General features: G+C 61.7%; 25 protein-coding genes. 17 read left to right on the top strand and 8 right to left on the bottom strand.

Translation table 11 applies throughout. From position 1 onward, the window contains the following. The first annotated feature begins 8 nt into the window (after positions 1-8). Positions 9-425, top strand: coding sequence for a cysteine desulfuration protein SufE (gene sufE / locus LPQ25_RS10855; protein WP_002908865.1), 417 nt, complete (start codon positions 9-11; stop codon positions 423-425). A gap of 99 nt (positions 426-524) precedes the next feature. Next, a complete protein-coding gene (gene ldtE / locus LPQ25_RS10860) occupies positions 525-1511 on the top strand; it encodes a L,D-transpeptidase LdtE (RefSeq protein WP_004180358.1) in 987 nt (328 codons plus the stop codon). Between the two features lie 61 nt (positions 1512-1572). Here ldtE and LPQ25_RS10865 read toward each other — a convergent pair whose 3' ends face one another. From LPQ25_RS10865 to ynhH, 3 genes are all read right to left on the bottom strand, one after another. Beyond that, the gene (locus LPQ25_RS10865) at positions 1573-1809 is read right to left on the bottom strand and encodes a major outer membrane lipoprotein (RefSeq protein ID WP_002908860.1); all 237 of its coding nucleotides are present in this window, start codon (positions 1807-1809) and stop codon (positions 1573-1575) included. 312 nt (positions 1810-2121) lie between these two features. After that, positions 2122-3534 carry a pyruvate kinase PykF gene (pykF, locus tag LPQ25_RS10870; protein ID WP_002908859.1) on the bottom strand — a complete coding sequence of 471 codons (1413 nt, stop codon included), beginning with the start codon at positions 3532-3534 and terminating at the stop codon, positions 2122-2124. Between the two features lie 7 nt (positions 3535-3541). Then, positions 3542-3727, bottom strand: a complete 186-nt coding sequence (gene ynhH, locus LPQ25_RS27400; RefSeq protein WP_418133804.1) for a protein YnhH — start codon at positions 3725-3727, stop codon at positions 3542-3544. On the opposite strand from ynhH, the gene LPQ25_RS10875 reads away from it, so the two are divergent. The 3 genes from LPQ25_RS10875 to fumD all read left to right on the top strand — a co-directional run bounded on the left by LPQ25_RS10875 (position 3672) and on the right by fumD (position 4252). Next, positions 3672-3803, top strand: a complete 132-nt coding sequence (locus tag LPQ25_RS10875; RefSeq protein WP_004217210.1) for a hypothetical protein — start codon at positions 3672-3674, stop codon at positions 3801-3803. The two genes, ynhH and LPQ25_RS10875, sit on opposite strands and share 56 nt — an antisense overlap. Before the next feature lie 88 nt (positions 3804-3891). Beyond that, positions 3892-4050 (top strand): hypothetical protein, encoded by a 159-nt coding sequence (locus LPQ25_RS10880; protein ID WP_014907411.1) that lies wholly within the window; start codon positions 3892-3894, stop codon positions 4048-4050. Next, the gene (gene fumD / locus LPQ25_RS10885) at positions 4040-4252 is read left to right on the top strand and encodes a fumarate hydratase FumD (RefSeq protein WP_004180357.1); all 213 of its coding nucleotides are present in this window, start codon (positions 4040-4042) and stop codon (positions 4250-4252) included. The genes LPQ25_RS10880 and fumD overlap by 11 nt, the downstream gene beginning before the upstream one ends. Before the next feature lie 17 nt (positions 4253-4269). Here fumD and LPQ25_RS10890 read toward each other — a convergent pair whose 3' ends face one another. Beyond that, entirely contained in the window at positions 4270-4908 is a 639-nt protein-coding gene (locus tag LPQ25_RS10890) for a TetR/AcrR family transcriptional regulator (protein ID WP_002908844.1), read from the bottom strand. A gap of 126 nt (positions 4909-5034) precedes the next feature. On the opposite strand from LPQ25_RS10890, the gene LPQ25_RS10895 reads away from it, so the two are divergent. The 4 genes from LPQ25_RS10895 to LPQ25_RS10910 all read left to right on the top strand — a co-directional run bounded on the left by LPQ25_RS10895 (position 5035) and on the right by LPQ25_RS10910 (position 9934). Then, positions 5035-6888 carry a bifunctional sugar phosphate isomerase/epimerase/4-hydroxyphenylpyruvate dioxygenase family protein gene (locus tag LPQ25_RS10895; protein WP_014907412.1) on the top strand — a complete coding sequence of 618 codons (1854 nt, stop codon included), beginning with the start codon at positions 5035-5037 and terminating at the stop codon, positions 6886-6888. Positions 6889-6959: 71 nt separating this feature from the next. Further along, positions 6960-8282: an MFS transporter gene (locus LPQ25_RS10900; RefSeq protein ID WP_004148701.1), complete on the top strand. Its 1323-nt coding sequence runs from the start codon at positions 6960-6962 to the stop codon at positions 8280-8282. A 15-nt stretch (positions 8283-8297) separates the two neighbouring features. Then, the gene (locus LPQ25_RS10905; protein WP_004189497.1) at positions 8298-9134 is read left to right on the top strand and encodes a shikimate dehydrogenase family protein; all 837 of its coding nucleotides are present in this window, start codon (positions 8298-8300) and stop codon (positions 9132-9134) included. A 56-nt stretch (positions 9135-9190) separates the two neighbouring features. Further along, positions 9191-9934: a substrate-binding domain-containing protein gene (locus tag LPQ25_RS10910; protein ID WP_014907413.1), complete on the top strand. Its 744-nt coding sequence runs from the start codon at positions 9191-9193 to the stop codon at positions 9932-9934. Here the strand turns inward: LPQ25_RS10910 and LPQ25_RS10915 are convergent. From LPQ25_RS10915 to LPQ25_RS10930, 4 genes are all read right to left on the bottom strand, one after another. Further along, positions 9918-10667, bottom strand: a complete 750-nt coding sequence (locus LPQ25_RS10915) for an ABC transporter ATP-binding protein (protein WP_004151841.1) — start codon at positions 10665-10667, stop codon at positions 9918-9920. The two genes, LPQ25_RS10910 and LPQ25_RS10915, sit on opposite strands and share 17 nt — an antisense overlap. Further along, positions 10664-11671, bottom strand: a complete 1008-nt coding sequence (locus tag LPQ25_RS10920; RefSeq protein WP_004151840.1) for a FecCD family ABC transporter permease — start codon at positions 11669-11671, stop codon at positions 10664-10666. Before LPQ25_RS10920 ends, LPQ25_RS10915 begins: the two co-directional genes overlap by 4 nt. Continuing rightward, on the bottom strand, positions 11661-12719 hold the full coding sequence (locus tag LPQ25_RS10925; protein ID WP_002908743.1) for an ABC transporter substrate-binding protein: 1059 nt from the start codon (positions 12717-12719) through the stop codon (positions 11661-11663). Before LPQ25_RS10925 ends, LPQ25_RS10920 begins: the two co-directional genes overlap by 11 nt. Positions 12720-12810: 91 nt before the next feature. Beyond that, positions 12811-13623, bottom strand: coding sequence for a DNA-binding transcriptional regulator (locus LPQ25_RS10930; RefSeq protein ID WP_004175672.1), 813 nt, complete (start codon positions 13621-13623; stop codon positions 12811-12813). A 177-nt stretch (positions 13624-13800) separates the two neighbouring features. Here LPQ25_RS10930 and LPQ25_RS10935 point away from each other — a divergent pair, with 177 nt between their 5' ends. The 8 genes from LPQ25_RS10935 (at position 13801) to LPQ25_RS10970 (ending at position 22168) form a co-directional block, all read left to right on the top strand. After that, positions 13801-15465 (top strand): bifunctional 3-(3-hydroxy-phenyl)propionate/3-hydroxycinnamic acid hydroxylase, encoded by a 1665-nt coding sequence (locus LPQ25_RS10935; RefSeq protein WP_014907414.1) that lies wholly within the window; start codon positions 13801-13803, stop codon positions 15463-15465. 1 nt (position 15466) lies between these two features. Beyond that, positions 15467-16411 (top strand): 2,3-dihydroxyphenylpropionate/2,3-dihydroxicinnamic acid 1,2-dioxygenase, encoded by a 945-nt coding sequence (gene mhpB / locus LPQ25_RS10940; RefSeq protein WP_014907415.1) that lies wholly within the window; start codon positions 15467-15469, stop codon positions 16409-16411. 17 nt (positions 16412-16428) lie between these two features. Beyond that, on the top strand, positions 16429-17295 hold the full coding sequence (gene mhpC / locus LPQ25_RS10945) for a 2-hydroxy-6-oxonona-2,4-dienedioate hydrolase (RefSeq protein WP_041168955.1): 867 nt from the start codon (positions 16429-16431) through the stop codon (positions 17293-17295). Positions 17296-17305: 10 nt separating this feature from the next. Beyond that, positions 17306-18112 carry a 2-keto-4-pentenoate hydratase gene (gene mhpD / locus LPQ25_RS10950; protein WP_002908598.1) on the top strand — a complete coding sequence of 269 codons (807 nt, stop codon included), beginning with the start codon at positions 17306-17308 and terminating at the stop codon, positions 18110-18112. After that, on the top strand, positions 18105-19055 hold the full coding sequence (mhpF, locus tag LPQ25_RS10955; protein ID WP_014907417.1) for an acetaldehyde dehydrogenase: 951 nt from the start codon (positions 18105-18107) through the stop codon (positions 19053-19055). The genes mhpD and mhpF overlap by 8 nt, the downstream gene beginning before the upstream one ends. Beyond that, entirely contained in the window at positions 19052-20068 is a 1017-nt protein-coding gene (mhpE, locus tag LPQ25_RS10960) for a 4-hydroxy-2-oxovalerate aldolase (protein ID WP_014907418.1), read from the top strand. Before mhpF ends, mhpE begins: the two co-directional genes overlap by 4 nt. A gap of 75 nt (positions 20069-20143) precedes the next feature. Beyond that, the gene (mhpT, locus tag LPQ25_RS10965; RefSeq protein WP_014907419.1) at positions 20144-21340 is read left to right on the top strand and encodes a 3-(3-hydroxy-phenyl)propionate transporter MhpT; all 1197 of its coding nucleotides are present in this window, start codon (positions 20144-20146) and stop codon (positions 21338-21340) included. A 102-nt stretch (positions 21341-21442) separates the two neighbouring features. Beyond that, positions 21443-22168: a purine nucleoside phosphorylase YfiH/LACC1 family protein gene (locus tag LPQ25_RS10970; RefSeq protein ID WP_014907420.1), complete on the top strand. Its 726-nt coding sequence runs from the start codon at positions 21443-21445 to the stop codon at positions 22166-22168. Positions 22169-22170 lie beyond the last annotated feature (2 nt).

A 22170-nucleotide genomic window follows, 5' to 3' on the forward strand; every position in this document is an offset into this window, starting at 1 on the left:
ACGGGACAATGGCGGCACTACCGGACAAAGACAAACTGTTGCGTAACTTTAGCCGTTGCGCCAACTGGGAAGAGAAGTATCTCTATATCATCGAGCTTGGCCAGCGTCTGGCGCCGCTAAGCCCGGAAGAACATAGCGTGCAGAACATTATTCAGGGCTGTCAAAGCCAGGTCTGGATCGTGATGGACCAGGATCCCACAGGCGTGATCACCCTGCGCGGCGATAGCGATGCGGCGATCGTCAAGGGTCTGATAGCGGTGGTGTTTATCCTCTATGACCGGATGACCGCTCAGGACATCACCGAGTTCGACGTGCGCCCGTGGTTTGAAAAAATGGCGCTCACCCAGCATCTCACCCCCTCCCGCTCGCAAGGCCTCGAAGCCATGATCCGCGCGATACGCGCGAAAGCGGCAAATATTAGCTAGAATAAACAGGTAGATTTCATTCTGTTACGTCCGGCAGGGCGCTGACCCTGCCGCCGTTCAGTCTCCTGGCGTTTTATCAGCGAAAGAAGGAATCTCAGTATGAAACGCAAAACGATGATCACCTTAGCCCTTCTCAGCGCCCTTGGCGCCTCCTCGGCCGCCTGGGCCGTTGATTACCCGCTTCCTCCCGCCAACAGTCGGCTGATTGGGCAGAATCAGTACTGGACGGTCCAGGAGGGAGATCGCAACCTGCAGGCGATTGCGCGCCATTTCGATACCGCGGCGATGCTGATCCTCGAAGCCAACGATACGATTGCACCAGTGCAGCCGAAGCCCGGCACTCAGGTCCTTATCCCTTCTCAGATGCTGCTGCCCGACGTGCCGAGGGAGGGCATTGTCGTCAACCTCGCCGAACTGCGGCTGTATTACTTCCCGCCGGGAGAGAATCAGGTGCAGGTCTATCCGCTGGGCATTGGCCAGTTAGGTCTGGAAACGCCGGAGATGACCACCCGCGTGGGGCAGAAGATCCCTAACCCTACCTGGACGCCTACCGCCGGCATCCGCGCGCGCTCGCTGGAGAAAGGGGTGACGCTGCCAGCGGTGGTCCCGGCCGGACCGAACAATCCCCTGGGGCGCTATGCGCTGCGTCTGGCCTACGGTAACGGTGAATATCTCATCCACGGAACTAACGCCCCAGACAGCGTTGGTCTGCGCGTCAGCTCGGGCTGTATGCGGATGAACGCTGATGACATCAAAGCGCTGTTCAGCCAGGTGAAAACCGGGACGCCGGTACGGATTATCAATCAGCCGGTGAAGTTTGCCGTCGAGCCGGATGGTAAACGCTATGTCGAAGTCCACAGGCCGCTTTCGCAGACCGAAGGGGAAAACACCCGGACCATCGCTTACACGCTGCCAGCGGCGTTTCACGCCTTCGCAGAGGATAAAGCAGTGGATGACCTGCAGTTGAAAAAAGCGATGTCGAGAAGGGCGGGGTATCCGGTGGTGGTGTCGGCGGGGGCAGGTAGCACGGCGACGTCGCTGTCGGCGCAGAATAGTTCGTCTGACAACGGTCTGCTTACCCAATAGCCCTCATGCTGAGGGCAAAAAAAATGGCGCACAAAGTGCGCCATTTTTATTACCAGAACTCTTACTTACGGTAAGAGTGAGCCTGGTTGTCCAGACGCTGGTTAGCGCGAGCTGCGTCGTCTTTAGCAGCCTGAACGTCGGAACGCATTGCGTTCACGTCGTTGCTCAGCTGGTCAACTTTAGCGTTCAGAGTCTGAACGTCAGAAGACAGCTGATCGATTTTAGCATTGCTGGAGCAACCAGCCAGCAGAGTAGAACCCAGGATTACCGCGCCCAGTACCAGTTTAGTACGATTCATTATTAATACCCTCTAGATTGAGTTAATCTCCATGTAGCGTTACAAGTATTACACAAAGTTTTTTGGGATGAGAATATTTTTTTTACCTGAACGCACTTATTTTTGATCGTTCGCTCAAAGAAGCATCGAATTGCTCAGAATCGCTGAAAAAGGCGAGTGAAAACAGCGCGCTTCCATCGGATTCATCTTAGATAATCCCTTATTAAATAGTAAATTCCGATTTGCATTTTTAATAGGAAGAGCTAATCAATGAATAAAAAAAAGCGCCCCGCGAGGCGCTTTATTAAAAAAAACCAATTAACCTGTAAATTATTACAGCACGTGTACGGAAGCGGTATTAGTCGTGCCGCTCGGCACTAATGCGCCGGAAACCATCACCACTACGTCGCCTTTACGCGCGAGGCCGCTCTTCAGCGCCAGGTCTTTGCCCAGATGATAGAAATCATCGGTAGAGGCAATCTCTTCCACCAGCTGCGGTACCACGCCTTTGCTCAGCACCAGCTGACGAGCGGTGGTTTCGTTGGTGGTCAGCGCCAGGATGGTGGCATCCGGGAAGTATTTGCGCACAGCGCGTGCGGATTTACCCCCCTGGGTGGCGACCACGATCAGCGGCGCTTCCAGTTTCTCAGCGGTTTCTACCGCGCCGCGGCACACCGCTTCGGTGATGCGCAGTTTACGGTTGTCGTTGTTGAAGTCCAGACGGCTGGTCATCACGCGGTCGGTACGTTCGCAAATGGTCGCCATGATGGTGACCGCTTCCAGGGGGTATTTACCTTTCGCGGATTCGCCGGACAGCATCACCGCATCGGTGCCGTCGAGGATGGCGTTAGCCACGTCGCCGGCTTCAGCGCGGGTCGGACGCGGATTCTTGATCATGGAGTCCAGCATCTGGGTGGCGGTGATAACCACTTTACGCGCGCGGATACATTTTTCGATGATCATTTTCTGGGCGAAGATAACTTCTTCAACCGGGATCTCCACGCCCATGTCGCCACGCGCAACCATGATGCCGTCAGACGCTTCGAGGATTTCGTCGAAGTTGTTCAGGCCTTCCTGGTTTTCGATTTTGGAGATGATCTGGATGTTTTCGCCGCCGTGGGCTTTCAGGTGCTCACGGATCTCGACGACGTCGGAACGTTTACGGATGAAGGAGGCCGCGACGAAGTCCACGCCCTGTTCGCAACCGAAGATCAGATCCTGTTTGTCTTTCTCAGCCAGCGCCGGCAGGGCGATGGAGACGCCCGGCAGGTTAACGCCTTTGTTCTCGCCAAGATCGCCATTGTTCAGCACTTTACAAATAACTTTGTTGCCTTCGATAGCCGTGACTTCCATGCCGATCAGGCCATCGTCCACCAGGACGGTGTTGCCGACGGCGAGGTCGGAGGTGAAGCCTTCATAGGTTACCGCAACGATTTCGTTGTTGCCGATGACGGATTTATCGGTAGTGAAGGTGAAGGTCTGGCCTGCTTTCAGGGAGACGTCGTTGCCGCCTTCCAGCTTGATGGTACGAATTTCCGGCCCTTTGGTGTCCAGCAGAATAGCGGCTTTCTTACCGGTTTTGCTCATCACATTGCGCAGGTTCTGGATGCGCTGACCGTGTTCCGCATAGTCACCGTGGGAGAAGTTCAGACGCATCACATTCATGCCGGCTTCCAGCATTTTGGTCAGCATCTCTTCAGATTCGGTTTTCGGACCGATGGTGCAAACAATTTTGGTCTTTTTCATGACAGTTTTAGTCTTTAAGTTGTGAAGGATATGGAATTCTCGCTCCGCGGGCGCACTGCCGGGGAGCCAAACCTGTATTACGAAAGTTGCTAAGCCACGCCCTAAGGATAGGTGACAACCCTGAAGCGTGCAGAAGAATGTGTGCTGGCGGTTCAGCCCATGAAATGTGGCAAGGTGTTATGCGTTTTATCATGCAGTCCAATGCGCTGAAACCATTCAAGAAAGAATCGAAGCGCATTATACGCTGCCGAAATCAAAAAGGAAAATAAAAACCTCGTTTCAAATTATGGACAAAACGCGTAACAAAACCGGCACGTTATGCAAAAATCTACGCAACACACTTTTTCGTCAGCGGCTATGAAAAAGGGTAAAAGAAATGGATTATTTCGCCATCATGAGCCGGTAAAATGCGTCATTGAACCTTTAAAGTGGCGATGGTTTGCGTTGTGCGGGAAATCTAACAATAATGATTTGATTGATAATGATAAAATACGAGCTAAATTCTATGGGAAATAAAGCGAAAGACGACGACCTGTACCAGGAAATGTGCCGCGTGGTGGGTAAAGTCGTGCTGGAAATGCGTGACCTGGGTCAGGAACCGAAACACATTGTCATTGCCGGTGTGCTGCGCACCTCGCTGGCGAACCGCAAAATCCAGCGTTCGCCGCTCACCGTGGAGGCCATGGAGAAAGTCATTCATGCGCTTTCCGGGCACTGAACCCTTACGCCGGCGGGTCAGGAAATCACGAAGCGGATCACCGCCCTGACGGCAATGTCACAATGGTGAGCCACCATCGCTTCATCGTCGATGGCGGGTAGCGGATCGTCAAGATACAGGCTGCTGAAGGTGTAGAAGTTCGACACCTGATAAAAGCTGAAGCTGCTGATTAACCGGTGGACATCGCGCGCGTCGAGCCCCGCCTGAAAGACGCCCTGCTGCTGGCCGCGCAGTAAAATGTCTTCCAGAATCGACAGGGCGGTACGATTCAGCGGCTTCAGTTCACCCGAGCTTTTTAACCACTTGCCGCGCTGCATATTCTCCATGCAAATGACGCGCATATAGTCCGCATGGGTGGCGTGATAGCGCACGCTCCAGCGCACCAGCCGCACCAGCGCCTCCACCGGCGGCACATTCTCCAGCCCCAGCTGCTGCTCGGTTTCGCGGATCCGCGCATACACATGCTGCAGCACCTCCTGATAGAGCTGTTCTTTGCTTTTGAAGTAGTAAACCACCATGCGTTTGGTGGTCTGCGCCTCGGTGGCGATCTGCTCCATGCGGGCGCCTGACAGCCCGTGTTCAGCAAAGACAGCGATAGCGGCGCTGAAGATCCGCGCCTTCAGGGATTGTGCTTCATCATGGGCAACGACGGTCATGGCAACTCCTTTTTCTTGGGTGACAAAAAATACACATAATGATCACAATTTAGCAACCTGGTATGGCGCAAATGAACCAAATGATACATATTCAAGGCTTACGTCAGCTGTTGACCCGAGGACCTTATGCTGCGCTCTATCGCCACCGTTTCGATTTCCGGCACCCTGCCTGAGAAGCTGCACGCTATTGCGGCGGCGGGGTATCAGGGGGTGGAAATTTTCGAGAACGATCTGCTCTATTATACGGGGACGCCGGCGGAAATCCGCCAGCTTGCCGCCGATTTAGGGTTAAAAATCACGCTTTTTCAACCCTTTCGCGATTTTGAAGGCGCCAGTCGGGCGCAGTTTGCGGCGAATATGGCCCGCGCTCGGCGCAAGTTTGCTCTGATGCGCGAGCTGGGCTGCGAGACGCTGCTGTTGTGCAGCAATGTACAGCCGGACTGCTCGGCGGATAGCGAATTGCAGGTCGCGGACCTGCGGGCGCTGGCCACGCTGGCGGAAGAGGAGGGGATCGCTATCGGCTATGAGGCCCTGGCCTGGGGAACCCATGTGAACCGCTGGCAGCAGGCCTGGGAGCGGGTGCGGCGGGTGGACAGCCCGGCGTTGGGCCTGGTGCTCGACAGCTTCCATATTCTGGCCCGCGGCGACACGCTGGACGCGCTACCGTCGGTGCCGGTGGAGAAAATCACCTTTGTACAGCTCGCCGATGCGCCGTATATGAAAATGGATTTGCTGGAGTGGAGCCGCCACTTCCGCTGCTTTCCCGGACAGGGGGAGCTGCCGCTGGAGGCGTTTGCCGAGCAGATCACCCGCTGTGGCTACCGCGGCCCCTGGTCGCTGGAGATCTTTAATGACGGTTTTCGCGCCTCGCCGAACGGCGCGACGGCCAAAGATGGTTATCGTTCGCTGCTGTGGCTGGAGGAGCAAACCCGCCGTCGGCTCCCGACGTGCGATGCCGATCTGTTTTCACCGCCGCCGCTGCCGGTCTACCAGGGACTGGAGTTTATCGAATTCGCCGCCAGCGCCGCCGAGGCGCAGCGCCTGGGGCAACATCTGCAGGCGCTGGGTTTTCAGCACGAGGGAAGCCACCGCTCCAGACAGGTGACGCTGTGGCGCAACGGCGGGGCGCGGATCGTCATCAACCATCAGCCGCACAGCTGGGCCGACCATTTTTATCAACGCCACGGGGTATCGCTCTGCGCGATGGCGCTGCGGGTCGAGCACAGCGCGTCGCTTGTCGCCCGCGCCCGCGCGCTGGGGTATGCCACCTGGCAGGGCGACGCCGGGCCGAACGAAACGCCGATCCCGGCGATCTGCGCCCCCGACGGCAGCCTTATCTATCTCATCGACGCCGGGGAGGCTATCTACGAGCGCGATTTTCATCTGCGTGATGGCGTGACGGTGCGCGAGGATTATCTCGGTATCGATCATCTGGCGCTGGGAATGGAGGCCGACAGCCGCGATAACTGGGTGATGTTCTTCCGTACGGTGTTTGGTTTTTCCCTTGAGCATGAGCAGACGCTGCCGGACCCGTATGGACTGGTGCGCAGCCTGGCGGTGCGCAGCCCGCAGGGCGATATCCGTCTGGCGCTGAATATTTCGCAGAGCCGGGCGACGCAGATCGCCCGCTCCGTCGCCTGCTACCAGGGGGCGGGGCTGCAGCATGCCGCCTTTGCCTGCCGCGATCTGCCGGCCGCCTGCGACCAGCTTGCCGAGGTTGCCCGCCATACGCTGCCGATCCCGGCCAATTATTATGACGATCTGCTGGCGCGCTTTGGCGGCGAGCTGGACGTCGGGCAGCTTCAGCGCCAGCAGCTCCTCTATGACCGCGATCCGCAGGGGGGAGATTTCCTGCATCTTTACACCCGGCCGTTTACCGCCGGCCGCTTTTTCTTTGAGTTAACCGAGCGCCGGGCTGGCTATGCGCTCTATGGCGCAGCGAATGCGGCCGTCCGTCTGGCGGCGATGCAGTATTGTTAGCCTGAATCAAATGGTTCATTATGCGTTAAACACAATAACAACACCCTCTGTACCCGAGACAGGAACCGACTATGAGCTCATATAGCCCTAACCCGACGGCTGCCGCCCAGCCAGCCGTCACCGTGCGCCGCTCCCGGCGGCGTATCGGCATTCTTGCGCTGTTGGCCATTGGCACCATGATCAACTATCTCGATCGCACCGTACTGGGGATCGCCGCCCCAAAGCTCACCGCTGAGCTGGGGATCGACCCGGCGATCATGGGAATCCTCTTCTCCGCCTTCGCCTGGACCTATGCTCTGGCGCAGATCCCCGGCGGATTGTTTCTCGACCGCTTTGGCAACAAAGTGACCTACTTTTTGTCACTGACCCTGTGGTCGCTGTTTACCCTGTTCCACGGCATGGCGGTGGGGCTGAAGACGCTGCTGCTGTGCCGCTTCGGGCTCGGCATTAGCGAAGCGCCGTGCTTTCCGGTCAACAGCCGGGTGGTCAGCGCCTGGTTCCCACAGCAGGAGCGGGCGAAGGCCACGGCGGTGTACACCGTGGGGGAGTATCTCGGGCTGGCCTGCTTTGCGCCGCTGCTGTTCTGGATCATGGACGGTTTCGGCTGGCGGGTGCTGTTCGTCAGCGTTGGCGCCGTCGGCATTCTGTTTGCCCTGGTGTGGTGGCGCTGCTACCGCGAACCGCATGAAGATCCGCGCCTTAGCCAGCAGGAGCGCGAGCATATCGAAAACGGCGGCGGCCTCAGCGCCCCGACCGACCAGCAGGTGGCGTTCAGCTGGCCGCTGGTCCGCCAGCTGCTGAGCAAACGGCAGATCATCGGCGCCAGCATCGGCCAGTTTGCCGGCAATACCGTGCTGGTGTTTTTTCTCACCTGGTTCCCCACCTGGCTGGCCACCGAGCGGCATATGCCCTGGCTGAAGGTTGGCTTCTTCTCCATCCTGCCGTTTGTCGCCGCCGCCGGCGGGGTGATGTTTGGCGGCTGGCTCTCCGACAAACTGCTCAAGGCCACCGGGTCGGCCAACCTCGGTCGTAAGCTGCCGATCGTCGCCGGTCTGCTGATGGCCAGCTGCATCATTACCGCCAACTGGCTGGAGAGCGACCTGGCGGTGATCCTGGTGATGTCGTTTGCCTTTTTTGGCCAGGGGATGGTGGGTCTCGGCTGGACGCTGATCTCCGATATCGCCCCGAAGGGGCTGGGCGGTCTGACCGGCGGCCTGTTTAACTTCTGCGCCAACCTCGCGGGGATCCTCACCCCGCTGGTGATCGGCTTTATCGTTGCCGGGTTCGGCAATTTCTTCTACGCCTTGATCTACATCGGCGGCGCCGCGCTGCTGGGCGTGGTGGCCTATCTGTTTATCCTCGGCGACGTCAAACGTATCGAGTTATCGCAGTAAGCAAAGGAGCAAGGCATGGTGATTAGTGGGCATACGCGGCTGATAGCGCACCTTGGCTATCCGACCGCCAGTTTTAAGGCGCCGATGATCTACAACCCGTGGTTCGTTGACCAGCAGGTGGACGTGAAGGTGGTGCCGATGGGGGTCAGGCCGGAGGACTACGCCGCGTTTATTCCGCCGCTGTTTACGATGACCAACATCATCGGCGCGCTGGTGACGATGCCGCATAAAATCGCTACCTGCGATCTGGTGCAGCGCCTGAGCCCGACGGCGGCCATCGCTGGCGCCTGCAATGCCATCCGCCGCGAGGCTGACGGTAGCCTGAGCGGAGACATGTTCGATGGCGAGGGATTTGTGCTGGGCCTGCGTCGTAAAGGGTTTAACCCGCAGGGGACGCGGGCGCTGGTGGTTGGCAGCGGCGGGGTGGGATCGGCTATCGCCGCCTCCCTCGCGGCGGCGGGGGTCAGCGCCCTGACCCTGTACGATACCCGGCCCGAGGTGGCGCACGCCCTCGCCGGGCGGCTGCATCAGCACTATCCGCAGCTCGATATCACCCTGATGCAGCCCGATCCTGCCGGACACGAGCTGGTGGTCAATGCCACCCCGCTGGGGATGAAGGCCAGCGATCCGCTGCCGCTGGACGTTGACCGTCTGGCGCCAGGCGCCTGGGTGGGGGAAGTCGTCATGACTCAGGAGTACACCCCGCTGCTGAGGGCCGCTCAGGCACGACAGTGCCACATCCAGCGCGGGACCGACATGCTGTTTGAAATGATCCCTGCCTATCTGCGCTTTTTTGACCTACCGGTAGCCACCCCCGAGCAGCTGCGGACCCTGGCAGAAATTCGCTACTGACGCGACGGCAAACCGGGTAATATAGCGTTATATTATCCGGTTTATAGCGATATCCTATGGCAAACACCACTCTCACGCTGCTGGCGGCGGGAAGCCTGAGAAGCGCCTTCCTGCCGCTGGTGGCGCACTTTCGGCAGCACACTGGCCTGGCGGTCGATGCGCAGTTTGGCCCTGCCGGCCTGCTGCGCGAGCGGATCGAAGCCGGGGCACCGTGCGCGGTTTTTGCTTCCGCCAATGCGGCGCACCCGCAGGCGCTGCTGCAGGCGGGTCTGGCGCAGGAATGCCAGGGATTTGCCGGCAACCAGCTGATGCTGACCGCCCGGCGCTCACCGGACAATGATGGCCTGGACTGGCTGGCGCTGCTCAGCACGCCCCGCCTGCGGTTGGCGACCTCCACGCCGGGCTGCGATCCGTCGGGAGATTATACCTGGCAGCTGTTCGCCCGAATTGAGGCACGCTATCCAGGGTTGGGCAACGCGATGGCCGGGCGGGCGCAGCAGCTGGTCGGCGGCAGAGACTCACTGAGCGTGCCGCCGGGAGAGATAGCCGGCGCGTGGCTTATTCGCCAGAATCTGGCGGATCTGTTTATCGGCTATGCGCACTATGGCCCCGCGCTGGCCACCTGCGACGATCTGCGTACCCTGACCATCCCGGCGCCGTGGAATATTCGCTGCGATTACCAGCTGGCGCGTCTCAGGGCCGATCCCGCCGCGCTGGCCCTGTATCGCTTTATCCTCGACGACGTTGGCCAGGGGTATCTCCGGCAGGCGGGTTTTATGCCGTTCAGCGACGCAGCGTAAACCCCGGCGCCAGCAGAGGGAACGCGGAGGCGGCATGGCGGATCAGGCGTACCGGCAGGCCGTACGCTTGCCGGAGATGCGTTTCGCTCAGTACGTCGGCGGTCTCACCCGCCAGCCACCGGCCCTCCGGCAGCAGAAGCAGCGTATGGCTGGCCACCTGTAGGGCGTGGTTGGGATCATGGGTGGTGAACAGGACGGTGCGCGCCTGGCGGTGGGCGAGGTCGCCGATCAGCTGCAATACCACCTGCTGGTTACCAAGGTCCAGCGCCGAGCAGGGCTCATCCAGCAGGATATTCTGGCTGGCGCTGACCAGCGCGCGGGCAATCAACACCAGCTGCTGCTGGCCGCCGGAGAGGGCGCCGAAGTCATCTTCGGCCAGGGCGGCAATCCCCAGCTGCGCCAGCGCCTGCTCAACCCGCCGGGCATCCTCCTCGTCCGGCTGGGCAAAGAGATCCACGTGACGGGCCCGGCCCATCAGCACCACATCGCTCACGCGCCAGCGAAAAGCGGGACGAAACGACTGCGGAACCAGGGCCACGCCGCCCTCGCACTGCATCTCGCCGCCCAGCGGCGGCAACACGCCGGTCAGGGTATCCAGCAGGGTACTTTTTCCCCGGCCATTGGCGCCCAGCACCGCCCAGATCTCACCGGGCCGGCAGGCCAGCGTGAGCGGGGCGAAGAGCGGCTGACGGTGGCCGTAGCGTAGCGCTTGCAGCGATAATGAGCTGTTCATCGGGTCGTACTCCGGCGTCGGGATTGCACCAGCAACACGGTAAACAGCGGCGCCCCGAGCAGGGCGGTGATGATCCCGATCGGGATCTCCGCCTGGGTCAGCGTACGCGCCAGATCGTCCACCACCAGCATCAGCGCGGCGCCGAGCCAGAAGGCGGTGGGCAGCAGGCGACGATGGTCAGCCCCTACCAGCAGACGGGCGAGGTGCGGGACCACCAGACCCATCCAGGCGATGCTGCCGCTGACCGCCACCTGGGCTGCCACCAGCACAGCGCAGCAAACCAGCACGCCGCGACGCAGCGCGGCCACCGGAACGCCAAGACTGCGGGCATCGCGCTCCTCCAGGGCCAGCAGGTTGATACGCCAGCGCAGCTTCCACAGCGCCCCGGCAGCCACCGCCAGGGGCAGGGACATAAGCAGTACCTTATGCCAGCTGGCGGTCGCGAAGCTGCCGAGCAGCCAGAAAACGATGTTCGGTAACGTCTCTTCGCTGTCGGCGAGGTACTGCATCAGGCTGACCAGCGCGGCGAAGAAGCCGCTGAGAATGATCCCGGACAGAATCAGCCCCAGCGTGCTGTCCCGCCCCTGCAGGGCGGCGAGGGCGTAAATCAGCCCCAGCGCGACGAGGCCGAAGAAAAAGGTCGAGGCCATCATCAGCAGACTGCCGACGCCCAACAGGATCGCCAGCGTGCCGCCAAAGGCGGAGCCGGCGGTCACCCCGATGATGTGCGGGTCCACCAGCGGGTTCTGGAACACGCCCTGCAAGGTGGCGCCGCACAGCCCCAGCGCGCCCCCGGCCAGCAGGGCCATCACCACGCGCGGCAGGCGAACCGACCAGACGATCTGCCCGATCACCCCTTCTCCTGGCGGCAGATGGACCAGGGTGTGGCCAACGGCGCTCAGGCTTAACGGGTACTGGCCGAAACAGAGCGAGGCGACCGCGATCGCCAGGGTCGCCAGCGCCAGGCTTCCCTGCACCAGCCAGGGCTGAGAGTTAGCGGGCATCTGGCATCCACGCCACGCGGTAAAAACGCTGATAATAATCCCTGGCTTTACTGTCCACATCGATGCTCTGGTAGCGCGCAGGATAGAGTTTTTTCGCCATCCACAGCTCGCCCAGCGCCAGGGCCTCCGGCATCGGGTAACCCCAGGCTTTGGCATACTCCGGCATCAGCCACACGCGGTGATGTTTCACCGCATCGATCGCCTGCCACTGCGGGTCGTTCTCTATCTGTTTGACCACCTGCGGATAACGGTCCTGGACGAAGATCACCTGTGGATTCCACTCCAGCACCTGCTCCAGCGACACCTGGCGGGCGCCTTTTACGCTGGCGGCCGCCACGTTCAGCGCCCCGGCGTGCGCCATCATCAGCCCGGTGTATTTGCCAGCGCCATAGGTATTCAGATCGGGGTTGGCCATGTACACCCGCACCCGCTGGTTCTGGGGAATATCGGCCACCGGCGCATTGGCTTGCTTGCGCGCCTCGAAGGTGTAGTGAATCAGCGCCTCGGCCTCGGGCTGGCGTTCGACCACCTCGCCGATAAGGCGGATCCCCTCCATCAGCCCGGCGTTATAGGCCTGCTCTTCGTCAGCCATGGTGGGGTTCATTTTATTTTTTTCCCCGGCGGCATCGTGACGCAGCGAGATGGCCACCACCGGGATCCCGGCCTGTTGGATCTGCGCGATCATTGCCGGCGGCGCATAGTTGGCGACGAAAACCACCTGCGGACGCAGCGCCAGCAGGCTTTCAATATTGACCTGGGTGAGATCGCCCGGGGTCGCCAGTTGCCCGATCTCGGGCATAAAGCGGGCGAACTGCGGCCCGAGCTGTTTCTTCCAGCTGCTTAAGACGCCGACGATATCCTCGGCGGCATGCAGTTGTACCAGCAGGTTGAGCGTCTGATGCTGCAGAACCACAACGCGGGTGACGTGGTCGGGGAGGGTGACCTGGCGACCCAGCTGGTCGGTGACGGTGCGGTCGGCGAAGGCCTGGCCGGTGAACAGGCTGGCGCTGAGTAGCGTCAGGCCCAGCAGTAAGGGGTGTTTTGACATGGTGTGGCCCGAATGGCGTGAAAATTCGTTGTGTATTAAATTATATAACGAAGCCGGGCGCAATGGTTGATCGCGGTTACCCTCATCGCGATCAAGGCATTTCGTACCACACTTCTTCATCCTCCATGCGGGCTTCTATCTGTCTCGCCACCCTCTGCAGCGCAGGGAGATGCTTCTGCGCCGCCTGCTCAATGGTCATTGCGCTGGCGATATAGACCAGGTTCAGGCAGCCGATAACCCGCTGCTGACTGCAGACCGGCACGGCGATCGAGGCGATTTTCTCCTCCTGCCGCCAGCCGCGGAAGTTTTCGCCATAGCCGTTCTGGCGGGTGCGGGCGAGGATCGCCGCCAGCCGTTCCGGTTCGCGGGCCAGCTGATACTCAGCTTCCGGACGGGCGGCCAGCATGCTGACGATGGCGTCGCGTTCCGCGTCGGGGGCAAAGGCCAGCCACGTCAGTCCGGAGGCGGTGAGCAGCAGCGGCAGCCGCCGTCCGACCATCGCGCGGTGAAACGACAGTCGGCTGAAGCGGTGGGTAGTCTCGCGCACCACCATGGCGTCGACGTCGAGGGTGGTGATGTCCGTTGGCCACTGCACCTCGCGCAGCAGCTCGCCGAGCAGCGGCGTGGCGAGGGCAGAAATCCAATGTTCGTCACGAAATCCATCGCTCAGCTGGCGGACGTTAATGGTCAACCGGAAGCTGTCATCGGAGCGGCTGCGGCGGACAAAACCCTCCTCCTGTAGCGTCTCCAGCAGCCGGCGCACGGTGGTGCGATGCAGGCCGCTAAACTCCGCCAGCAGGCCCGGCGTCGCGCCGCCGTCGAATTTATTTAACAATTTTAATAACAATAAACCCCGGCTTAATCCGCGCACCGTTTTGTACGCTGCGGACTCATCGTCACGCATAAATCCTCCATTAAAATGATTTAAAAACAGTGTTGTGCACCTGGTGCACATTCGATGATGTTTTGATTGTAGCCGAAAACCCCCGCCCTATACTCAGCCCATTATAAAAATACGTTTACACATGATTAACAAATTGCCTGTCAGCCGGGCAGTTTCCGAGTCGTGAGGTCGCTGAGAATGACAACATCTACACCCGATATTCAACCCGCCGTGCAGCATACCGCTCAGGTCGCCATCGTTGGCGCCGGTCCGGTTGGTCTGATGATGGCCAACTACCTTGGCCAGATGGGCATCAGCGTGCTGGTGGTGGAAAAGCTCGCCACACTGATCGATTACCCGCGGGCCATCGGCATTGACGATGAATCCCTGCGGGCGATGCAGGCGGTGGGGCTGGTGAATGACGTGCTGCCGCATACCACGCCGTGGCACGCCATGCGTTTTCTCACCCCAAAAGGCCGCTGCTTTGCCGATATCCAGCCGATGACCGATGAGTTTGGCTGGTCGCGGCGCAACGCCTTCATTCAGCCGCAGGTCGATGCGGTGATGTATCACGGTCTGCAGCGTTTCCCGCAGGTCCGCTGCCTCTTCTCCCGCGAAGTGGAAGCCTTTAGCCAGACCGGTGACAGTGTCACGTTAAATCTTAAAGGACCGGACGGCGAACGGGAGACGGTGCGCGCGGACTGGCTGGTGGCCTGCGACGGCGGCGCCAGCTTTATTCGCCGTACGCTGAACATCCCCTTCGAAGGTAAAACCGCGCCGAATCAGTGGATCGTCATCGATATCGCTAACGACCCGCTGGCCACCCCGCACGTTTACCTGTGCTGCGACCCGGTGCGACCCTACGTTTCCGCCGCGCTGCCCCACGGCGTGCGCCGCTTTGAATTTATGGTGATGCCCGGAGAAACCGAAGCCCAGCTCAGCGAGCCGCACAATATGCGCCGTCTGCTGAGCAAAGTGCTGCCGGACCCGGACCGCGTCGAGCTGATCCGCCAGCGGGTCTATACGCATAACGCCCGCCTTGCCGAGCGCTTTCGCATCGACCGCGTGCTGCTGGCCGGCGATGCGGCGCACATCATGCCGGTCTGGCAGGGGCAGGGATATAACAGCGGCATGCGCGACGCCTTCAACCTGGCGTGGAAGCTGGCGCTGGTGGTCAACGGTAAAGCGGGAGAGACGCTGCTCGACAGCTACCAGCAGGAGCGCCGCGACCACGCGAAAGCGATGATTGATCTGTCGGTCACCGCCGGCTACGTGCTGGCGCCGCCGAAGCGCTGGCAGGGGGCCGTGCGCGACGGTCTCTCCTGGCTGCTAAATTACCTGCCGCCGGTGAAACGCTACTTCCTCGAGATGCGCTTTAAGCCGATGCCGCAGTACCGCGAGGGGGCGCTGCTGACCGACGGCGCCGGCAAGACCTCGCCGGTGGGCAAAATGTTTATTCAACCGCAGGTGACGCTGGAGAGCGGCGAGAGCGTGCTGCTCGACGAGGTTATCGGGGCGAATTTCGCCATTATCGGCTGGGGCTGCAACCCGCAGTGGGGGCTCGACGCCGGGCAGATCGCCCGCTGGCGCGCGATTGGCGTGCGCTTTATCCAGGTGGTGCCCGAGGTGCAGATCCATCGCGAGCAGGATAACGCCCCCGGCACGCTGCGGGTGGGCGATACGCAAAACCGCCTCAAAAGCTGGTTTGCACTGCATAACACCGCCATCGCCGTGGTCAGGCCGGACCGCTTTGTCGCCGCTCTCGCCATCCCGCAAACCCTCGGCGCGCAGCTGACCGCTCTGGCGGAAAAAATGGCCCTCGCAACCGGGGATACCGCCCACGCTGAAGAGAAGGTGGCCTGATATGCATGCCTATTTGCACTGTCTCTCCCACACCCCGCTGGTGGGATTCGTAGACCCGGAGCAGGCGGTCCTTGATGAAGTGAACCGGGTGATTGCCGACGCCCGGCGGCGGATCGCTGAATTCGATCCCGAGCTGGTAGTGCTCTTCGCTCCCGATCACTACAACGGTTTTTTCTATGACGTGATGCCGCCGTTCTGCCTCGGCGTCGGCGCCACCGCCATCGGCGACTTCGCCAGCGCCGCCGGCGACCTGCCGGTGCCGACCGAGCTGGCGGAAGCCTGCGCCCACGCCGTGATCAACAGCGGTATCGACCTGGCGGTGTCGTACAACATGCAGGTGGACCACGGCTTCGCCCAGCCGCTGGAGTTTCTGCTGGGTGGCCTGGACCGCGTACCGGTGCTGCCGGTGTTTATTAACGGCGTCGCCGCGCCGCTGCCGGGTTTTCAACGCACCCGGCTGCTGGGCGAGGCGATGGGCCGCTTCCTCAACACCCTCAATAAGCGGGTGCTGATCCTCGGCTCGGGCGGACTCTCGCACCAGCCGCCGGTGCCGGAGCTGGCGAAGGCCGACGCCCATCTGCGCGATCGCCTGCTCGGCGGCGGAAAACAGCTGCCGCCGGACGAACGCGAACGGCGCCAACAGCGGGTGATCAATGCCGCCCGACGGTTTACCGAAGACCCGCACTCGCTCCATCCCCTCAACCCGGTCTGGGACAACCGCTTTATGAGCCTGCTGGAGCAGGGGCGGCTGAGCGAACTGGACGCGATCGGCAATGACGAGCTGTCGGCGATGGCCGGCAAATCGACGCACGAAATTAAGACCTGGGTGGCCGCTTTTGCCGCGCTATCCGCTTTTGGCCGCTGGCGCAGTGAAGGCCGCTATTACCGGCCGATCCCCGAGTGGATCGCCGGATTCGGCTCGCTGAGCGCCACCACCGAGATTTGATTAACCGGGAGACTAACATGAGCTATCAACCGCAAACTGAAGCCGCCACCAGCCGATTCCTCAATGTCGACGAGGGGGGCCGCACGCTGCGTATCCATATCAATGACTGCGGCGACGGGAAAGAGACCGTGGTCATGCTGCACGGCTCCGGGCCGGGGGCCACCGGCTGGGCCAACTTCAGCCGCAATATTGACCCGCTGGTCGAGGCGGGCTATCGCGTGCTGCTCCTCGACTGTCCGGGGTGGGGCAAAAGCGATGCTATCGTCAACAGCGGCTCGCGTTCGGATCTCAACGCCCGCATTCTGAAAAGCGTGGTCGATCAGCTGGGGATCGATAAAGTCCATCTGCTGGGCAACTCGATGGGCGGCCATAGCGCGGTGGCCTTCACCCTGAGCTGGCCGGAGCGGGTGGCTAAGCTGGTGCTGATGGGCGGGGGGACCGGCGGCATGAGCCTGTTCACGCCGATGCCGACCGAGGGCATCAAGCTGCTGAACGCCCTGTACCGCGAGCCGACCATTGAAAACCTCAAAAAGATGATGAGCATCTTCGTCTTCGACACCCGCGACCTCACCGAGGCGCTGTTCGAGGCGCGTCTCAACAATATGCTGTCGCGCTGCGACCATCTGGACAACTTCGTCAAGAGCCTGGAAGCCAACCCGAAGCAGTTTCCTGACTTTGGCCCGCGGCTGGGCGAAATCAGCGCGCCAACTCTGATCGTCTGGGGACGCAATGACCGCTTCGTGCCGATGGACGCCGGGTTGCGCCTGCTCGCCGGGATCGCCGGTTCGGAACTGCATATTTACCGCGACTGCGGCCACTGGGCGCAGTGGGAACATGCCGACAGTTTTAATCAGCTGGTGCTCAATTTCCTCGCACGGGCTTAAGGAGTAAATGATGACTTTTTCTCTTGACGCGCTGGCCCGGCAGCTCCGCGACGCGGAACAGAGCGGCCAGGCGATCGCCCCGCTGCGCGATATTCTCGGCGTCGACAATGCCGACGCCGCCTATGCCATCCAGCGCCTGAACGTCCAGCACCATGTGGCCCATGGCCGGCGGGTGGTGGGCCGCAAGGTGGGCCTGACCCATCCCAAAGTGCAGCAGCAGCTGGGCGTCAATCAGCCGGACTTCGGCACCCTGTTTGCCGACATGTGCTACGGCGACAACGCCGAGGTGCCGTTTGGCCGCGTGCTGCAGCCCAAGGTGGAGGCCGAGATCGCCCTGGTGCTGAAGCAGGATCTGCCGCATGCCGATACCACTTTTGATGAACTGTATAACGCCATCGAATGGGTATTGCCGGCGCTGGAGGTGGTGGGCAGCCGCATTCGCGACTGGTCAATCGGCTTTGTCGACACCGTCGCCGATAACGCCTCCTGCGGCCTGTACGTCATTGGCGGCCCGGCGCAGCGTCCGGCGGGACTGGATCTGAAGCAGTGCGCCATGCACATGACCCGCAACCAGGAGCTGGTCTCCAGCGGCCGCGGCAGCGAGTGTCTGGGGCATCCGCTGAACGCCGCAGTCTGGCTGGCGCGCAAGCTGGCGAGTCTCGGCGAACCGCTGCGGGCGGGGGATATCGTGCTGACCGGGGCGTTAGGCCCGATGGTGACGATTAACGAGGGGGACAGCTTTGTCGCCCATATCGAAGGTATTGGCTCAGTCGCGGCACGCTTCGTTGCCGCCGGAGAAGGAGATCGTGATGCGTAAACGTAAAGTCGCCATTATCGGCTCCGGGAATATCGGCACCGATTTAATGATTAAAATCCTGCGCCACGGCCAGCATCTGGAGATGGCGGTGATGGTCGGCATCGACCCGCAGTCGGATGGCCTGGCCCGCGCCCGGCGCCTGGGCGTTGCGACCACTCACGAAGGGGTGGGCGGCCTGATGCAGATGGCGGAATTTGCCGACATTGATTTTGTTTTTGACGCCACCAGCGCCGGGGCGCACATCAAAAACGATGCCGCGCTGCGCGAAGCGAAGCCGGGGATCCGCGTTATCGACCTGACGCCGGCGGCGATTGGCCCGTACTGCGTACCGGTGGTCAACCTCGCGGACAATCTCCATCAGGGCAACGTCAATATGGTGACCTGCGGCGGGCAGGCGACCATCCCGATGGTCGCCGCGGTCTCGCGAGTGGCGAAGGTGCATTACGCGGAGATTGTGGCCTCGATCGCCAGCCAATCCGCCGGGCCGGGCACGCGGGCCAATATTGACGAATTCACCGAAACCACCTCGCAGGCGATTGAAAAAGTCGGCGGCGCGGGCAAGGGCAAAGCGATTATTGTACTGAACCCTGCGGAGCCGCCGCTGATGATGCGCGATACCGTCTACATCCTGAGCGAGCTGGCGTCGCAGGAGGCGATTGCCGCCTCGATCGCCGAAATGGCGGCGGCAGTGCAGGCTTACGTCCCGGGCTACCGGCTGAAGCAGCAGGTGCAGTTTGAGGTTATCCCCGAGGACAGGCCGGTCAACCTGCCCGGCGTCGGCTGTTTTTCCGGCCTGAAAACCGCGGTTTACCTCGAAGTGGAAGGGGCGGCGCACTATCTGCCAGCGTACGCGGGCAACCTCGATATTATGACCTCGGCGGCGCTGGCGACGGCGGAGCAAATGGCCGGGGCAATGCACAGCGCGGCGGGAGCGACAGCATGAACGGTAAAAAACTTTATATCTCGGACGTGACGCTGCGCGATGGTATGCACGCTATTCGTCACCAGTATTCCCTGGCGCAGGTGCAGCAGATCGCCAGCGCGCTGGATAAGGCTGGGGTCGACTCCATCGAAGTGGCCCATGGCGATGGCCTGCAGGGATCCAGCTTCAACTATGGCTTTGGCGCCCACAGCGACATCGCGTGGATTGAAGCGGCAGCGGATGTCGTGAGCCAGGCGAAAATCGCCACCTTACTGCTGCCGGGCATCGGCACGCTGCACGATCTGAAAGCGGCGTATCAGGCCGGGGCGCGGGTGGTGCGGGTCGCCACCCACTGCAGCGAAGCGGACGTCGCCGCGCAGCATATTGCCTTTGCCCGCGAGCTGGGGATGGACACCGTCGGTTTTCTGATGATGAGCCATATGATCTCCCCGCAGGAGCTGGCGCAGCAGGCGCTGAAGATGGAATCTTATGGCGCGACCTGTATCTATGTGGTGGATTCCGGCGGGGCGATGAACATGAACGACATTCGCGACCGCTTCCGCGCCCTGAAGGCGGTGCTGAAGCCGGAGACCGCCACCGGGATGCATGCCCATCATAATCTGAGCCTCGGGGTGGCGAACTCGATCGTCGCGGTGGAAGAGGGGTGCGATCGCATTGACGCCAGCCTGGCCGGGATGGGGGCGGGGGCGGGCAATGCGCCGCTGGAGGTGTTTATTGCCGCCGCCGACAAGCTCGGCTGGCAGCATGGCACCGATCTCTACGCCCTGATGAACGCGGCCGATGAGCTGGTGCGGCCGCTGCAGGATCGCCCGGTGCGTGTCGACCGCGAAACGCTGGCGCTGGGCTACGCCGGAGTCTACTCCAGCTTCCTGCGCCACAGCGAAGCGGCGGCCAAGCGCTATGGCCTCAGCGCGGTGGATATTCTCGTCGAGCTGGGCAAGCGGCGGATGGTCGGCGGCCAGGAGGATATGATCGTCGACGTCGCGCTGGATCTGCTTAACCGCAATAAATAACTAAGAACGTGCGGCTGACAAAGCATCAGCCGCCAGTCACCTGCTCCGTTTGTTCGGCTATCGCCAAGGTACCCTATGACCAAGATAACGACTGCAACCCCCTCGCGCCTGGTGGTCACCATCGGGCTCTGTTTTATGGTGGCCCTGATGGAAGGGCTGGATCTGCAGGCGGCGGGGATCGCCGCCGTCGGCATGGCGCAGGCCTTTGCGCTGGATAAAATGCAGATGGGCTGGATCTTCAGCGCCGGGATCCTCGGCCTGCTGCCCGGCGCGCTGGTGGGCGGCATGCTGGCGGACCGCCACGGGCGTAAGCGCATTCTGTTGGGGTCGGTGCTGCTGTTTGGCCTGTTCTCGCTGGCCACCGCGCTGGCATGGAGCTTCCCGACGCTGCTGCTGGCGCGCCTGCTCACCGGCGTCGGGCTCGGGGCGGCATTGCCGAACCTGATTGCCTTAACCTCGGAAGCCGCTGGCTCACGTTTCCGCGGCCGGGCGGTAAGCCTGATGTACTGCGGCGTACCCATTGGCGCCGCGCTGGCGGCAGCGCTGGGCTTTTCCGGTCTCGCCGCGGCCTGGCAGACTATTTTCTGGATTGGCGGCGTGGTCCCGCTGCTGCTGATCCCGTTGCTGATGCGCTGGCTGCCGGAGTCGCAGGCGTTTCAGCGCGCGGAGGTCAGCGTGCCGCTGCGCACCCTGTTTGCCCCGGGCCAGGCCGCCGCTACGCTGCTGCTGTGGCTGGGTTATTTTTTCACCCTGCTGGTGGTCTATATGCTGATCAACTGGCTGCCGATGCTGCTGGTGGGCCAGGGATTCCGCGCCAGCCAGGCGGCGGGGGTGATGTTCTCTCTGCAGATCGGCGCCGCCTGCGGCACGCTGCTGCTGGGGGCGCTAATGGATAAGCTCACCCCGCTGCGGATGTCGCTCCTGATCTACAGCGGCATTCTGGCGTCGCTGTTGGCGCTGGGCAGCGCGTCGTCGCTGACTGGCATGCTGCTGGCGGGGTTTGTCGCCGGGCTGTTCGCCACCGGCGGACAAAGTGTGCTTTACGCTCTGGCGCCGCTTTTTTATCCCGCGGCCATCCGCGCCACCGGGGTGGGCACCGCCGTGGCGGTGGGGCGTCTTGGGGCGATGAGCGGCCCGCTGCTGGCCGGCAAGATGCTGGCCCTCGGCACCGGCACCGTCGGGGTGATGGCGGCCTCGGCGCCGGGCATTGTGTTGGCCGGCGTGGCGGTGTTCTGGCTGATGCATCGCCAGCAGCGCGCGGCCATGGTCTGATATGCATCCGGCGGTCTGGTAAAAAAATGCCGGGCCGCCGCCTTGCCTGTCCGCGTCCCCTGGCCTAAGGTAAGACATCATTCCCTGACGCTTATCGTCCCTATGGCTTACACCTCCCGTTTGCTCAATGCGATCCCTGGCATCCGCCACGCTTTTCTCGATGTCCATGAAACCGCCGCCTTTCCCTATGCCGAGCTGGCTCCGGTGAAGCTGGTGCATGGTAATGAAGTTCATCATTATCAGCAGCCGCTGCCGACGCGCCCGCACGCCGACGCGGTGTTTACCGCGGTAGCCGGGCAAAAGGTGGGGGTGGTGACCGCCGACTGTCTGCCGCTGCTGATCGCCTCGCGCGACGGTCGCTACGTCTGCAGCGTGCATGCCGGCTGGCAGGGGCTGGTCAGCGGTATTGTCGACAACAGTCTGGCCTGTTTTCGCCAGCAGGGGGTGGCATTGGCCGATCTGGTCATCGCCGTGGGGCCGCATATTCACCCCTGCTGTTACGAAGTCTCCGCCGGATTCTATCAGCAACTGCTGGACCAGCCCGGCGGTGACCGGGTGGCCCGCCATCGCCAGCGGCTGTTCCATTCTCGTTCGGACCCGGTCAGCGATCCGCTCAAAGCCGCCGCACGCGGCAGCGATAATCTGTGGTTTGATCTGCGCGCCTTTGCCGAAGCGATCTTCGCAGAGGCGGGGGTGGCGCCGGCGAGCGTTGAATGGCTGGGGAGTTGTACCTACTGCACCCCGCAGTCGCTGGGCTCCTACCGGCGCCGGACCCATTTTCCGGCGCCGAAGAGCTTTCAGTATTCGTGGATCATGCGCGAGGCCTGAGG

This window comes from Klebsiella sp. KPN54798 (assembly GCF_021184225.1).
GTDB lineage: Bacteria > Pseudomonadota > Gammaproteobacteria > Enterobacterales > Enterobacteriaceae > Klebsiella > Klebsiella pneumoniae.